Raw genomic sequence first — 13,502 nt, 5'->3', positions numbered from 1 at the left:
GGCGGCTTCCCCGCCGCCCCACCCCGTGGGAGCGGCGTTCAGGCCCGGCGCAGGACCGTGGCCTCCGCGCCCCAGCCGAGGGCGACGGTCCGTTCGACCCGCCAGCCCGACCGCTCCGCGAGAACGGCGGAGTCGCGCAGCGGGCTGCCGGTCGCGGTGAACGCGTGCAGTGCCGCCTCGGCCGCGTGCGGGCTCAGCCCGTCCGGGCGCGAGGCCCCCACCAGCACTGCCGTCCCCGTCCAGGCGGCCAGCCGCGTGAGGAGCCGTACGGCCTCCTCGTCGGTGCGGTACGCCAACGCCTTCGCGGCGACCGCGACATCCGCGGGGCCGCCCGCCCAGTCGATCCGGTCCGGCGCCGGAACGTGTCCGGGCAGCACCTCGGCCGGTGCGGCCTTCTCCGCGATCCGCAGCAGCGGCCGCCGTCCGGCGTCGTCGAGGGCCGCGACCATCGAGGCGCTGCCCGGACCGGTCAGGAGACAGGTCTTCACGCCCTCCCAGAGGGGATCGGCCGTCAGGCCGGTCAACAGGAACACCAACTGCTCGCACGCCTCGACCAGTTCGCCGTAGCGCTACGCTTCGTCGGCCACCGTGTCGTGCAGGGTGGCGCCCGAGGCGAGCCGCCACGGCGATGTGCCGTCGCGGAGCGCGGGGGCGAGGTGCGCGAGGGCGAGCAGCAGCTCGGCCTCGTGACCGGTGTACTCCTCGCGCTCGTGGTCGTCCAAGAGTTCTTCGCCCGCCGCACCGAGACGCAGCCCGCTGCCGTCGGCGGGCTCTATGAGACGGATGCTGGTGCTGCTGGGCATGGGCCGGTCCTCGTCGGAATGATGGGTAGGACCGGCCCAACCTGTGCGAGCGCCTCAGGGCACCTTCACCCAGTCGAGCGTGCGCTCCACCGCCCGCTTCCAGCCCGCGTAGCCCTCCGCGCGCTGCTTCTCGGACCACTGGGGCGACCAGCGCTTCGACTCGTGCCACTGGGCGCGCAGCTCGTCGGTGTTCTGCCAGAAACCTGTCGCGAGCCCCGCCGCGTAGGCGGCGCCGAGAGCGGTCGTCTCGGCGACCACGGGACGGCTGACCTCGACGCCGAGGACGTCCGACTGGATCTGCATGCAGAGGTCGTTGGCGGTGACGCCGCCGTCGACCTTGAGCACGTCGAGATGGACCCCGGAGTCCTGCTCCATCGCCTCGACCACATCGCGGCTCTGGTAGCAGATGGCCTCCAGCGTGGCCCGCGCCAGGTGGGCGTTGTCGTTGTACCGGGCCAGGCCGACGATCGCGCCGCGGGCGTCGGAACGCCAGTACGGCGCGAACAGGCCGGAGAACGCGGGCACGAAGTACATCCCGCCGTTGTCCTGGACGCTGCGGGCCAGCTCCTCGCTCTCCGGCGCCGACTTGATGATCTTCATCTGGTCGCGCAGCCACTGCACCGCGGATCCGGTGACGGCGATGGACCCCTCCAGGGCGTAGACCACCGGTTCGTCGCCGAACTGGTACGCCACCGTGGTGAGCAGGCCGTTCTCCGAACGGACCAGCTCGGCACCGGTGTTGAGCACCAGGAAGTTGCCGGTCCCGTAGGTGTTCTTGGCCTCGCCGGGGGAGAAGCAGACCTGGCCGACGGTGGCCGCCTGCTGGTCGCCGAGGACGCCGCCGATGGGAATGGCGGCGCTCAGCGGCCGGGAGGTACGGGTGGAGCCGTAGGCCTCCGGGTGCGACGAGGGGTTGATCTTCGGGAGCATCGCCCGGGGGATGCCGAAGAAGTCCAGGAGTTCCTCGTCCCATTCGAGGGTCTCCAGGTTCATCAGCATCGTGCGGCTCGCGTTGGTCACGTCGGTGGCGTGGATGCCGCCGTTCGGGCCGCCGGTCAGGTTCCACAGGACCCAGGCGTCCGTGTTGCCGAAGATCGCGTGACCGGCCTCGGCCGCCTCCCGTACGCCGTCGACGTTCTCCAGGATCCACTGGATCTTGCCGCCGGAGAAGTACGTCGCCGGCGGCAGCCCGGCCTTGCGGCGGATGACCTCGCCCTTGCCCGAACGCTCCAGGTTCGCGGCGATGACGTCCGTACGGGTGTCCTGCCAGACGATGGCGTTGTAGTAGGGCCGCCCGTTGCGCGGGTCCCAGACCACCGTGGTCTCCCGCTGGTTGGTGATCCCGATCGACACCAGGTCGGTCGGCGAAAGACCGCCGTGCCGCAGGGCGTTCTGGATCACCGAGTTGGTGCGCTCCCAGATCTCCACGGGATCGTGCTCCACCCAGCCGGAGCGGGGCAGGATCTGCTCGTGCTCCAGCTGGTGCTTGGCGACCTCGTTGCCGCCGTGATCGAAGATCATGAATCGGGTGCTGGTGGTCCCCTGGTCCACCGCGCCGATGAAGTCCGCCATGATGTGCTGCCTCTCCGGGCGCTGTGGTTCAGTCTTGGGACGCCGGGACGCGACCCGGCGGTTCGGGCTCCGCGGACGGCAGGAAGCGTCCGACGAGGAACTTGTAGAGCCCCGCGCCCAACAGGCCGCCGAGCAGCGGGCCGATGATGGGCACCCAGAAGTAGAGATTCCCGTACTGGTCCCGCCACGCCCCGCCGTAACCGGTGAGGAAGCTCGCCAGCCGGGGGCCGAAGTCACGGGCCGGGTTGATCGCGTACCCGGCGTTCGTTCCCCACGCCATACCGATCGCGACCACGACCAGGCCGATGATGAACGGGCCCATGTTCGAGCCGGGCGGGGTGTTGAGCATGTCGGTGATGGCCAGGATCAGCAGCAGCAGGATGGCGGTGCCGATGATCTGGTCGCGGAAGGCGCCCCACTCGTGCACCGGCAGCGCCGGGTTGCCGTTGGCGGGCAGGGTGGAGAACACCCCTTGCGTCTTGATGGTGTGCCCGGGGTCCGCCTTCGCCAGCGCCTCGCTGTAGTTCCAGCGGACGATCAGCGCGGCCACGAACGCCCCGGCCGTCTGCGCCACCGCGTAGGGGGCGACCTTCTTCCACGGGAACCCCTTGAAGGCGGCCAGCGCCAGGGTCACCGCGGGGTTGAGATGGGCCCCGCTCAGCCGCGCCGCGACATAGACGCCGAGCGTGACGCCCAGCCCCCACGCCCAGGCGATGCTGTCGTGGTCCCCGAGGCCGCCGGGCGGATCCGTGAGGGCTCCGCCCGCCGAGACCTGGGCCACGACACCGCAGCCGAAGAGGATCAGGATCATCGTGCCCGCGAACTCGGCCGACAACTCGCCGACCAGTCCGGACTTCTTGCGTAGCTCAGCCATGGAAGCTCGCCCTCCGCCGACCGTGCCGGCTGTCGACTATCCGAGCAGTGTCAGCAGGCTAAGGCGATTCGGCGAAAGGGGCATATCGGGGGGAACGGGGCGGCTGGTGGGCGGTCCCGGCGGTGGACCGAACGGGTGAGAACGGGCGTGGGCCGAGCTGCCGGGACAGATCGCCGGACGCCCGCCCGGTCGGGGGCCCGATGCGTCATCCGTGACCGGTCGCGCCCCGCCTCAGGACCGCGACCGCCGGTCTGAGACGCTGTCCCGGCACGTACCTGACCAGCCGTTCCGCCCGGCGGGCGCCCACCGCACCTGATCCACCCGCAAGGAAGACATGCAGGGAGTTCTCACCGGATTCACGGTGATCGCCACCGTCATCGCCGTCGGGTACGTCATAGGGCGCCGCGGATATCTGGGGCAGGACGGCCGCACCGTGCTGACCCGGCTCGCCTTCAACGTCGCGACCCCGGCCCTGCTCTTCACGATGCTCGCGGGCGCCGACCTGTCCGTCGTCCTGTCACAGCGTCTGCTGGTCACCGCCATCGCCACGGGTGCGGCGGCTGTCGTGTTCATCGCGGTGGCCGGGCCGTTCCTCCGCTGGGACGCCGGACGGATCACCATCGGCGCCCTGTGCTCCAGCTACGTCAACGCCGGGAACCTGGGCATTCCGATCGCCGTCTACGTCCTCGGCGACGCCTCGCTCGTCGCGCCGGTCCTGCTGCTCCAGCAGATCGTGATGACCCCGCTGGCCCTGACCGTCCTCGACCTCAGCCGTCCCGGGGAGCCGGTGTCGCTCCTCCGGCGGCTGACCACCCCTCTACGCAACCCCATGGCGATCGGATCGCTGTCCGGGGTTGCGGTGGCGGCGTCCGGCCTGACCCTGCCCGGCCCGCTGCTCGAACCGCTCGTCCTCATCGGCAACATGTCGGTCCCCGCGGTCCTTCTCGCCTTCGGGATATCCCTGCGCGGCGCCGAGCGGCCCGGCCGCGGGGAGGACCGGGGCGCGCTGTACCTGTCCGCCCTGCTGAAGACCGTCGCCCAGCCGCTTGTCGCCTGGGCCGTCGGCGCGGGCCTCTTCGACCTACGGGGCGAGGCCCTGCTCGACGTCGTCGTGATCGCGGCCCTCCCGGCCGCCCAGAACCTCTTCACGTACGCCTCGCACTACCGCGTCGCCGAACGGTTCGCGCGGGACTCCATCCTGCTGTCCACGCTGCTGTCGGTCCCGGCGCTCATCGCCGTCGCGGCGCTGCTGGGCTGAGAGCACGAGCCCGCCGAGTTCCCCCGGAACCCAGGGAAAAACTACCGATTTCGGGGACATGGGGCGGATAGGGCGGGGCACGAGGCTGTCAGCGGTTGATGAGGAAAAGGAAAGCCCGCCCGGACAACGACCAACCGGCGTCGGCAACCGTCCGCCAACTGCTTCGAATACCTCATGCATTTCCGTGCGAACGAAGGAGTTTTTCATGTCCGAGAACCTGTGGGGATACCAGCCGACCGCCGGTCACACCGTCGGCACCGACCTGATCGGCTACAAGGTCGAGGCCACCGACGGCAGCATCGGCAAGGTCGACAAGCACTCCGACGACGTCACGTCCTCGTACCTGGTCGTCGACACCGGCGTATGGATCTTCGGCAAGCACGTCCTGCTCCCGGCGGGCACGGTGAGCCGCGTCGACAACGACGACAAGAAGATCTACGTCGACCTCACCAAGGACCAGATCAAGGACTCCCCGGAGTTCGACAAGGACAAGCACGTCGGCGACGCGGACTTCCACCGCACGACGGGTGAGTACTACGGCCGCCACCGTCGCGTCTGATCTCTCGCGCCGTGGGCACAGCGGGCGGGGCCCGACGCATCACGCGTCGGGCCCCGCCCGCTGTGCACGCCGTCGTTCCCTCACCGCTCGCGCGGTGAGGCGAGGACGTAGACCGTCTCCTCGGGGATGTGCCGTGTGTCGCGGCGGGCCAGCAGCCAGTACAGGACAGCCGGTACCACGAGGCCCACGATCCAGGAGATGTCCGCGCCGCCCAACGGGTCCACCAGCGGGCCTGTGTAGAAGTGGGTCACCAGGAACGGGAGTTGGGCGAGGACACCGATCCCGTAGACGGTGAGCGCGTCCCAGCGCCAGGCGCCGTACCGGCCCCGGGGGTCGGAGAGCGCGGGGATGTCGTACCGCTCCCGTGAGATCAGGTAGTAGTCGACCAGGTTGATCGCCGACCACGGGGTGAAGAACGTCAGCAGGAACAGCAGGAAGTCCTTGAACGACGTCAGGAAGCTGTCCTTGCCCAGCAGCGCCAGTGCGGTCCCCGCCACCATGATGAGCCCGATGTACACCGCCCGGCCGCGCTGCGACAGCGTCCGCTGACCCCGGAATCCGCTGATGCTCGTCACCATCGACATGAACCCGCCGTACGTGTTCAGCACATTGATGGTCAGCTTGCCCAGCGCGATCACGAAGTAGAGGAACGACGCGATCAGTCCCGCGCCGCCGAGCCCCACCACATAGCCGACCTGGTCCGTGAGAAAGGCGTCCCCGGCGGTCGCCGCCACGAGCACCCCGAACGTCATCGACCACTGCGAGCCGATGGCCGACCCCGACAGGGTCCACCAGAACGTGGACCGCCCCGACGTCGTACGCGGCAGATAGCGCGAGTAGTCCGCGACGTACGGTCCGAAAGCCAGCTGCCAGGACGCCGAGAGCGACACCGCCAGCAGGAACATCGGCAGGTCGAAGTGGGCGTCGCCGAGCAGCGCCGAGAGGTCGACCCGGTCCAGGAGGCGGATGCCCAGATAGACGAAGGCCAGGGCGCAGATCACGCTCGCCACCCGTCCCAGGGCGTGGATGATCCGGTAGCCGACCGCCGCCATGACGGCCGTGACCACCGCGAAGACGACGATGCCGGCCGTGTCGTCCGTGTGCATGAGCCGGGCCGTCGCCTGGCCGGCCAGCACGCTGCCGCTCGCGAAGAACCCCACGTACATGAGGATGACCAGCAGCAGCGGGACGACGGCGCCCTTCACCCCGAACTGGGCCCGGGACTGGATCATCTGGGGCAGACCCAGCTTCGGGCCCTGCGCGGAGTGCAGGGCCATGACCGCGCCGCCGAGCAGATTGCCCAGCAGGAGGCCGACGACCGACCACACCACATCCCCGCCGGAGACGACGGCCAGTGCGCCCGTGACCACCGCCGTGATCTGGAGGTTGGCGCCGAGCCAGAGGGTGAACTGACTGAACGCGGTCCCGTGCCGTTCGTCGTCCGGGACGACATCGATGGAGCGGCGCTCCACCAGGTCTTCGGCTGCCATGCTGCGGCTCCCTGGTCTCTCGGTGGTGTGGTGCTGCCCGTCCGGGCCGGCGACCGCGGACCGGACGCGGCTACTTCTTGATGCCGTGCTCCGCCGCCCAGTCGTACGCGACGTCCTCGGGGTCCTTCCGGTCCTTGTCCACCAGGCGGTTCAGCTCGGTGAGGTCCTTCGTCGTCAGCACGGACCCGAGCCGGGCGAGCGCCTTGCGGACGGTCGAGTCGGCCTTGCGGTCGGCGATCAGCGGGACGACGTGCTGGCCGGGGATGAGGTTCTTCGGGTCGGTGAGGACGACCCAGCCCTCGGCGGCGATGTCGGTGTCGGTGGTGAACAGGTTCGCCACGTCCACATCGCCCTTCTTCAGTGCTCCCTTGACCAACGGGCCCGAGGAGTCGAGGGACTTGAACTCCTTGAACTCCACGCCGTACACCTCCTTGAGGCCCACCGAACCCACCGTGCGCTTCTTGACCTCGGGGGCCGCGCCGATGACGAGCTTGCCGTTGTGCTTCGCCAGGTCGGCCAGGGACTTCAGGCCGTACTCGTCGGCGGTCTCCCTCGTCACCGCGAAGGCGTCGGCGTTCTCCGCCTCGCCGTACGGGAGGATCTGCAGGCCGCGCGGCAGGAGCATCGCGAGGGCGTTCTGCATCGTGCCCTCCTCGGTGGCCGTCGCCTTGGTGTCGAGGTAGTGCAGCAGCGCGCCCTGGTACTCGGGCAGCAGATCGATGTCGCCGCCCTTGAGCGCGGGGATGAGGATCTCGCGGGTGCCGAGGTTCGGGCGGACGGTGGTCTTCACCCCGGCCGCTTCGAGCGCGGCGGCGTAGAGGTACCCGAGGACCTGGTTCTCGGTGAAGTTGGCGGTGCCGATGGTGACGCCGCCCTTGCTGGAGCCGCCGCCACCGCCCCCGGCCCCGTCTCCTTCGAGAGAGGTGATGCCGCTGCTGCACGCGGCGAGCGCGGGGACGGTGGCGGCGGCGAAGAGCCCGCCGAGGAGAGCCCTGCGGTTCATGGGGTTGATGCGGTTCTCGCGGTTCATGAGGGGCTGGCTCCTAGGACTGCGGGGCGGGGCGGTGGCGGAAGAGGAAGCGCTGGAGGGCGGAGAGCGCGAGGTCGAGGACGACGGCGACGAGTGCCACGAGCACGGCCCCGCCGAGGACCTGCACGAGGTCGCGCTGGGCGAGCCCGTCGAAGACGTACCGGCCGAGCCCGCCGAAGGAGACGTACGCGGCGATGGTCGCCGTCGCGACGACCTGGATGAGCGCGAGCCGCAGCCCGGTCATGATCAGGGGGAGCGCCAGGGGCAGTTCGACCTGGAAGAGCACCTGGTACCAGCGCATCCCCTGGCCGCGTGCCGCGTCCCGCACCTCCGGGTCGACCGCCGTCATCCCGGCGTAGGTGTTGGTGACGATGGACGGGACCGCGAGCGCCACCAGCGCGATGTAGACCGGCCACATCGACAGACCGCTGGCGAGGAAGACGAGGACCACGAGACCGACCGTGGGCAGCGCCCGGCCGAAGCTCGACAGGTTGATCGCGACGAACGCGCCGCGCCCGGTGTGTCCGATGAGCAGACCGACCGGCAGGGCGATGGCGGCCGCGACGAGCGTGGCGAGCAGCGAGTACTGGAGGTGCTCGGCGAGCCGGTGGCCGATGCCGTCGGAGCCGGTCCACTGCTCGCTGCCGACCAGCCAGGAGCCGAGGCCCTTGAGGAGTTCGTACATGAGGTCAGGCCCCCTGCTTCTGCCGGCGGGTCCACGGCGTCAGGACGTACTGGAGGGTGACGAGCAGCGCGTCCGCGACGAGCGCGAGGAGCAGGGTCAGGACGACGCCGACGATGACGGGGGTGGGGAAGTTGCGCTGGAATCCGTCGGTGAACAGCTGGCCGAGTCCGCCGTCGCCGATGTACGTGGCCACGGAGAGCAGGGAGATCGCCATCACGGTCGCGATGCGCACACCCGCCATGATCACGGGCAGGGCGAGAGGGAGTTCGACGGTGAGCAGGGTGCGCAGCGGCCGGGTGCCCATGGCCTTCGCGGCCTCCTTCGTCCGGGCGGGGACGGAGTCCAGGCCCTCGACGGTGTTCCGCAGGAGCACGACGAGGGTGTAGATCGTCAGGCCGATGACGGTGGTGGTGCGGGTCAGCCCGCTGACCGGGAGGAGAAGGACGAACACCGCGATGGACGGGATGGTGAACAGGACGTTCGACAGGCCGAGGAGCAGCCCGCGCAGCCTGCGCACCCGGTGGGCCAGCACGGCCAGCGGGAGCGAGATCAGCAGGCCGAGGAGGACGGCGGTCAGCGCGGCCTGGAGGTGGGAGAGCGTCAGGGTGGTGAGATCGTCGGTGTGGTCGGCTATCCACGACCAGTCGACACTCACGCCGCCACCGTGCTCGCCGCGCTGTGCACCTGGCCGGCGCGGGCGTGGATGTCCTCGCGGGAGGTGACGCCGGTGAGGACGCCGTCCGCGTCGACCCGGGCGATCAGGCCGCTCGGCGCGGCGATCGACTCGTTGAGCGCGGAGAGCAGCGAGTCGGTGTCCCGCAGGGGCCGGACGGGTATCTCCGCCGCGCCCTTGCTGTCGCCGTCGCGCCAGGCCAGCGGCCTGCCGCCGGCGTCCAGGGTCAGCTGCCAACGGACGCCTTCGGGCGCGGGGCTCTGGGCGACCTCTTCGAGCGTCGTGAGCGACAGCAGCTTCAGACCGCGCTCCGCGCCCAGGAAGTCCGCGACGAACGCGTCCGCCGGGCGGGCCAGCAGCTCGGCGGGGGAGGCGCACTGGACGAGATGGCCGCCGGTACGGAAGACGGCTATCCGGTCCCCGAGCCGTACGGCCTCGTCGATGTCGTGCGTGACGAAGACGATGGTCTTGTTCAACTCGCGCTGAAGCCGCAGCAGTTCGTCCTGGAGCTGAGTGCGGACCACCGGGTCGACGGCGCCGAAGGGCTCGTCCATCAGGAGGACCGGCGGGTCCGCGGCGAGCGCGCGGGCCACCCCGACGCGCTGCTGCTGACCGCCCGAGAGCTGGTGCGGGTAGCGCTTGGCCGCGTCGGCGGCGAGACCGACCGTCTCCAGCAGCTCCGCCGCCCGCGCCCGCGCCTTCCCGCGGCCCCAGCCCAGCAGCAGCGGTACGGTCGCGATGTTGTCCAGGACGGTGCGGTGCGGGAAGAGCCCGGCCTGCTGGATCACGTAACCGATGGAGCGGCGCAGCTCGGCGGCGTCCTGCTCCAGGACGTCCTTGCCGCCCACCCGGATCGTCCCGGAGGTCGGCTCGACCATCCGGTTGATCATGCGGAGCGTGGTCGTCTTGCCGCAACCGGAAGATCCGACGAGGACGGTCACGCCCCCTTCCGGCAGGTCGAGCGTGAGGTCGTGCACCGCGGTCGTGCCGTTCGGGAAGCGCTTGTGGGCCTTGTCGAATTGGATCATGAGGAGTCCCTTGCCCGGCTGCATATCATCATGCAGAGTTCTCGGTGGCTGAATAGATTGTCAATAGGTCGTCGCCGCCCGGGCGTAAATCCCTGGTTACGGGCGGCCGCAGGGCAAGACGGATCGTCCGGCAAGGGAGGTATTGCACCTGATGTCGTCTCATATCGCGGACAGGGTGGCCGATGGCAACGATGCGGTCGTCGTCCTCGACGGCCGCCGCCTGATGGTCGCAGATGTCGTACGTATGGCCGAATCCGTTGCCAGGCCCGTCCCGGCGGCCGAGGGGATGAAGCGCGTCGACGCTTCGTGGAACGCCGCGCGGGAAATCGCTTCATGGGGTCGCGTCTACGGCCGTTCCACCGGCGTCGGCGCGAACCGGAATGAGTCCGTGCCCACCGAGGCGGCCGCCGACCACGGACTGCGCCTGCTCCGCAGCCACGCCGGAGCGATCGGCGAGGAACTTCCCGCGCGCCAGGTCCGCGCCATGCTCGCCGTCCGTGCCAACCAGCTCCTCGCGGGCGGTGCCGGGCTGCGCCCGACCGTCGTCACCGCGCTCTGCGACGCCCTGGAGGCGGGCGCCCACCCGAAGGTCAACGCCCTCGGCTCGGTCGGCACCGGCGACATCGCGGCGCTCGCCCAGATGGGCCTGGCGCTCGCGGGCGAACACCCCTGGCAGGGTGCGGGGATCGCCCCCGAACCGCAGCCGCTCGACAACAACGACGCCCTCGCCCTGATCAGCAGCAACGCCCTCACCCTCGGCCAGTCCGCTCTCGCCCTGCATGAACTGCGCGCCCTGATCGGCGCGACGCAGGTGGTGGCGGCCCTCTCCCTGATGGCGATCGACGGCAGTTACGAGGCCTACGCGCTGCCCGTCCACGAGGCGCGGCGGCACGCCGGTTCGTCCGCGGCCGCCGAGCGGATGCGGCTGCTGCTCGGCGCCCCCGACCGCCCGACGCCCCCGCTCGGCCGGATCCAGGACCCGTACGGCTTCCGCTGTCTGCCGCAGATCCACGGCCCCGCGCACGATGCGGCGGACGCGCTCGAAGGGGTCCTGGAGGTCGAGATCAACGCGGCGGCCGAGAACCCGCTGATCTCGGCCGACGACATGGCCGCCTACCACCACGGCGGCTTCTACCTCGCCCAACTCGCCCTGTCGCTGGACCACTTCAGGCTGGCGGTCACCCAGGTGGCCCGGCTCTCCACCTCCCGCCTCTCGACCCTCAACGAACCGGGCTTCACCCGGCTGCGCCCCTTCCTCGCGGACGGCGAGCCCGCGTCCTCGGGCGTGATGATCCTCGAATACGCGGCCGGGGCGGCCCTCGGCGACCTGCGGGCCTACTCCGCGCCCGCCTCGCTCGGGCACGCCGTGCTCTCGCGGGGCGTCGAGGAGCAGGCCAGCTTCGCTTCGCTGGCGGCGCGCCAGACCCTGCGGGCCTGCGAGGCGTTCCGGCTCGTCGTGGGTTGCGAACTCGTCGCGGCCGTACGGGCGTTGCGTCAGCGGGAGCTGCGCCTCGACCCGGAACTGCCCGTCGGTCGCGCCTTCGAACTGGCGGCCTCGGTGCTCGACGCGGAGTCGGCCGACCGGCCGTTGACGGACGACGTGGCGACGGCAGCCGGTCTGCTGGACCGGTTCGCCGAGCTGTGGGCGGACTCGGGGGCGGTCGCGGAACCGGCCCCGTAGCCCGCCCGGGGCGGGGCGCCCTCAGGGGCGGGCGGCGCTCACGAGCGGGTGGCGATGTCGCAGCCCTCGCCGTCGCCCTCCCGCATCCGCTCCCCGACCGGTGTGCTGCGGTCGTACGGGTCGACCGCCGGGCCGTCGCCGCCGTCGGCGGTGGAGCGGTCGGCGAGGAACGCGGGGACGAGATAGCCGGTGGAGGTTCCACAACCGCCGTTGGTGGTGTCCACCTTGTAGGAGACGAGGGAGAACGTCCCCGGCTCGATCACGATCTTCTCCGGGTCGTCCCAGCTCAGCACCACCTCACGGCGCACGATGGTGCGCGCGACCTCGTCGTCGCCCGAGGTGCGCCGGACCGGGTAGACGTAGGTGACGTCGGTGGAGACCTCCACCGCGCCCTTCTCGCCCTCCCGGAAGGTGACCCGGCCGCGCGTCTTGACCACGTCCCCGACCGGCCGCACATCGGCGGACCGGAAGCGGCTGAACAGCAGAAGCGGGTCGTTCTCGCGGTCGGGCGCGCGGAACGCCTTCTTCACGTAGTCCCGCACGTCCGCCTGGTGCGGGTTGATGAGCGCCAGGGCCTTCGTGGGCCGCTCGCCGCGCAGCACGGCGGGGTCGAGGCTGGAGGCGGTCAGGAAGTCCCGGGTGCGGTCCAGCGCCGTACCGACCTCCGCCGCGCTCATCCAGCCGGTCGCCCGCGGCGCGGGCAGGTGGATGCCCGCCGCGCCGTCGGCCCACCGGGCCGCAGGGGATCCGGCGAACGGCTCGTCCTCCGTGGGAAGCGGCCCGTCCCCCTCGCGGGCGGGCGGACCGTCCGGGCGCTCCGACTCCGCGGCGAGGGGCAGGGTGTCCACCGCGTCCCCGCCGTCGAACCAGCCGACGACCCGGCCGGGGGCGACGGCCACGGCCACCAGCAGGACCACGACGACCGCGAGGCCCACCGCGAGCCGGCCCTTGCCGCGGCTCGGCCGGGGCGGCTGGTGCGTCCGCCACCCCCGCGGCGGTTCGGGCTCCTCCTGGAGCCGCCGGGTCACCATCCGGGCCCGCGCCGACGGTTCCTCGGGCGCGCCCGGGCTGCCGGCCTCGGACTCCCTCAGGAACCGCTCCCACTCCTCGTCCGGTACGGACGCCCCACCCCTGCTCAACTGACCGCTCCCGTCGCTGTTTCCGCGCCGTCCCCTCCCCAGGTCCGAGCGCTGCACGGGGCATCATCACACGGCCCGCCGACAACGACGGCGGGCCGTCCGGTCATCGGCCGGGTGCCCCCATACGCAGGCCGTCCATGACGAGATCCAGGAGCCGGCCGGCCCTCGGCTCCCAGTCCTCGTGCGGATCGATCTGCCAGAGGCCGGCGATCGCGAGGAAGAAATCGTCCGGCGTCACCCCCGGGCGGATGGCGCCGGCGTCCTCGCAGGCGCGCAGCAGGGTTCCGGCCGCTTCCATGACCGGGGTGGGGCCGGGCCTGGCGGGGCCGCCCGGCGCGCTGGTCACCAGCCGGATCGCGTCCGCGAGACCCGCCTTCGTCATCGCGAAGCGGGCGAGCCGGTCCATCCACTCGCGCAGGGCCCTCTCCGGCGGGCGGCTCTGGAGCAACTCGCACGCCGCGTCGGCGACCTGCTGCATCTCGTAGCGGTAGACCTCCAGGACCAGCGCCTCCCGGTGGGGGAAGTTGCGGTAGAAGGTGCCCTGCCCGACCCCCGCCTTCTTGGCGATCGCGCTCAGCGGGGCGTCCGCGCGCAGCGTCAGCTCGACCGTGGCCACCCGCAGGATGCGCTCGCGGTTGCGCTGAGCGTCCGAACGCATGGCGGTGTCCTTCTTCGGCTGCTGGGACACGGATCCTCCTCGGGGGCGTGGC

At 71.1% G+C, this 13,502-nt stretch carries 12 protein-coding genes and 1 pseudogene; 3 read left to right on the top strand and 10 right to left on the bottom strand.

Going from position 1 to position 13,502, the window contains the following annotated elements; all coding sequences use genetic code 11:
- Window positions 1-38 precede the first annotated feature (38 nt).
- The 3 genes and pseudogenes from WQO_RS02975 to WQO_RS02965 all read right to left on the bottom strand — a co-directional run.
- Window positions 39-767 (bottom strand): annotated as a pseudogene (locus WQO_RS02975) (siderophore-interacting protein); the annotation flags it as partial.
- 90 nt (window positions 768-857) lie between these two features.
- Window positions 858-2,375, bottom strand: a complete 1,518-nt coding sequence (glpK, locus tag WQO_RS02970; protein WP_010062626.1) for a glycerol kinase GlpK — start codon at window positions 2,373-2,375, stop codon at window positions 858-860.
- Window positions 2,376-2,403: 28 nt separating this feature from the next.
- Window positions 2,404-3,249 carry an MIP/aquaporin family protein gene (locus WQO_RS02965; protein ID WP_010062627.1) on the bottom strand — a complete coding sequence of 282 codons (846 nt, stop codon included), beginning with the start codon at window positions 3,247-3,249 and terminating at the stop codon, window positions 2,404-2,406.
- A gap of 334 nt (window positions 3,250-3,583) precedes the next feature.
- Between WQO_RS02965 and WQO_RS02960 the strand changes: the two genes are divergently transcribed.
- Window positions 3,584-4,507, top strand: coding sequence for an AEC family transporter (locus WQO_RS02960; RefSeq protein WP_010062628.1), 924 nt, complete (start codon window positions 3,584-3,586; stop codon window positions 4,505-4,507).
- Between the two features lie 205 nt (window positions 4,508-4,712).
- On the top strand, window positions 4,713-5,066 hold the full coding sequence (locus WQO_RS02955; RefSeq protein WP_010062629.1) for a PRC-barrel domain-containing protein: 354 nt from the start codon (window positions 4,713-4,715) through the stop codon (window positions 5,064-5,066).
- Window positions 5,067-5,146: 80 nt separating this feature from the next.
- Here WQO_RS02955 and WQO_RS02950 read toward each other — a convergent pair whose 3' ends face one another.
- The 5 genes from WQO_RS02950 to WQO_RS02930 all read right to left on the bottom strand — a co-directional run bounded on the left by WQO_RS02950 (window position 5,147) and on the right by WQO_RS02930 (window position 9,972).
- On the bottom strand, window positions 5,147-6,556 hold the full coding sequence (locus tag WQO_RS02950; RefSeq protein ID WP_010062630.1) for a purine-cytosine permease family protein: 1,410 nt from the start codon (window positions 6,554-6,556) through the stop codon (window positions 5,147-5,149).
- Between the two features lie 70 nt (window positions 6,557-6,626).
- Window positions 6,627-7,559 carry an ABC transporter substrate-binding protein gene (locus tag WQO_RS02945; protein ID WP_029182500.1) on the bottom strand — a complete coding sequence of 311 codons (933 nt, stop codon included), beginning with the start codon at window positions 7,557-7,559 and terminating at the stop codon, window positions 6,627-6,629.
- A gap of 40 nt (window positions 7,560-7,599) precedes the next feature.
- Window positions 7,600-8,271, bottom strand: coding sequence for an ABC transporter permease (locus tag WQO_RS02940; protein ID WP_010062633.1), 672 nt, complete (start codon window positions 8,269-8,271; stop codon window positions 7,600-7,602).
- 4 nt (window positions 8,272-8,275) lie between these two features.
- Window positions 8,276-8,926: an ABC transporter permease gene (locus WQO_RS02935; RefSeq protein ID WP_010062635.1), complete on the bottom strand. Its 651-nt coding sequence runs from the start codon at window positions 8,924-8,926 to the stop codon at window positions 8,276-8,278.
- Window positions 8,923-9,972, bottom strand: a complete 1,050-nt coding sequence (locus WQO_RS02930; RefSeq protein WP_032749006.1) for an ABC transporter ATP-binding protein — start codon at window positions 9,970-9,972, stop codon at window positions 8,923-8,925. Before WQO_RS02930 ends, WQO_RS02935 begins: the two co-directional genes overlap by 4 nt.
- Before the next feature lie 151 nt (window positions 9,973-10,123).
- Between WQO_RS02930 and WQO_RS02925 the strand changes: the two genes are divergently transcribed.
- Window positions 10,124-11,653 (top strand): aromatic amino acid ammonia-lyase, encoded by a 1,530-nt coding sequence (locus tag WQO_RS02925; RefSeq protein ID WP_010062637.1) that lies wholly within the window; start codon window positions 10,124-10,126, stop codon window positions 11,651-11,653.
- Between the two features lie 38 nt (window positions 11,654-11,691).
- On the opposite strand, the gene WQO_RS02920 is transcribed toward WQO_RS02925, so the two are convergent.
- Window positions 11,692-12,792 carry a hypothetical protein gene (locus WQO_RS02920; RefSeq protein WP_010062638.1) on the bottom strand — a complete coding sequence of 367 codons (1,101 nt, stop codon included), beginning with the start codon at window positions 12,790-12,792 and terminating at the stop codon, window positions 11,692-11,694.
- A 103-nt stretch (window positions 12,793-12,895) separates the two neighbouring features.
- Window positions 12,896-13,450, bottom strand: a complete 555-nt coding sequence (locus tag WQO_RS02915) for a TetR/AcrR family transcriptional regulator (protein ID WP_032749008.1) — start codon at window positions 13,448-13,450, stop codon at window positions 12,896-12,898.
- Window positions 13,451-13,502 lie beyond the last annotated feature (52 nt).

Origin of the sequence: Streptomyces globisporus C-1027, from assembly GCF_000261345.2 — a bacterium.
Classification (GTDB): domain Bacteria; phylum Actinomycetota; class Actinomycetes; order Streptomycetales; family Streptomycetaceae; genus Streptomyces; species Streptomyces pakalii.
This window is presented reverse-complemented; position numbering and strand designations above follow the sequence as displayed.

What these genes read in the sequence shown, in the direction of transcription:
- WQO_RS02945 (WP_029182500.1), bottom strand. Translation starts at nt 7,559, where the DNA reads ATGAACCGCAGGGCTCTCCTCGGCGGGCTCTTCGCCGCCGCCACCGTC.
- WQO_RS02960 (WP_010062628.1), top strand. Translation starts at nt 3,584, where the DNA reads ATGCAGGGAGTTCTCACCGGATTCACGGTGATCGCCACCGTCATCGCC.
- WQO_RS02965 (WP_010062627.1), bottom strand. Translation starts at nt 3,249, where the DNA reads ATGGCTGAGCTACGCAAGAAGTCCGGACTGGTCGGCGAGTTGTCGGCC.
- WQO_RS02930 (WP_032749006.1), bottom strand. Translation starts at nt 9,972, where the DNA reads ATGATCCAATTCGACAAGGCCCACAAGCGCTTCCCGAACGGCACGACC.
- WQO_RS02955 (WP_010062629.1), top strand. Translation starts at nt 4,713, where the DNA reads ATGTCCGAGAACCTGTGGGGATACCAGCCGACCGCCGGTCACACCGTC.
- WQO_RS02925 (WP_010062637.1), top strand. Translation starts at nt 10,124, where the DNA reads ATGTCGTCTCATATCGCGGACAGGGTGGCCGATGGCAACGATGCGGTC.
- glpK (WP_010062626.1), bottom strand. Translation starts at nt 2,375, where the DNA reads ATGGCGGACTTCATCGGCGCGGTGGACCAGGGGACCACCAGCACCCGA.
- WQO_RS02950 (WP_010062630.1), bottom strand. Translation starts at nt 6,556, where the DNA reads ATGGCAGCCGAAGACCTGGTGGAGCGCCGCTCCATCGATGTCGTCCCG.
- WQO_RS02940 (WP_010062633.1), bottom strand. Translation starts at nt 8,271, where the DNA reads ATGTACGAACTCCTCAAGGGCCTCGGCTCCTGGCTGGTCGGCAGCGAG.
- WQO_RS02915 (WP_032749008.1), bottom strand. Translation starts at nt 13,450, where the DNA reads ATGCGTTCGGACGCTCAGCGCAACCGCGAGCGCATCCTGCGGGTGGCC.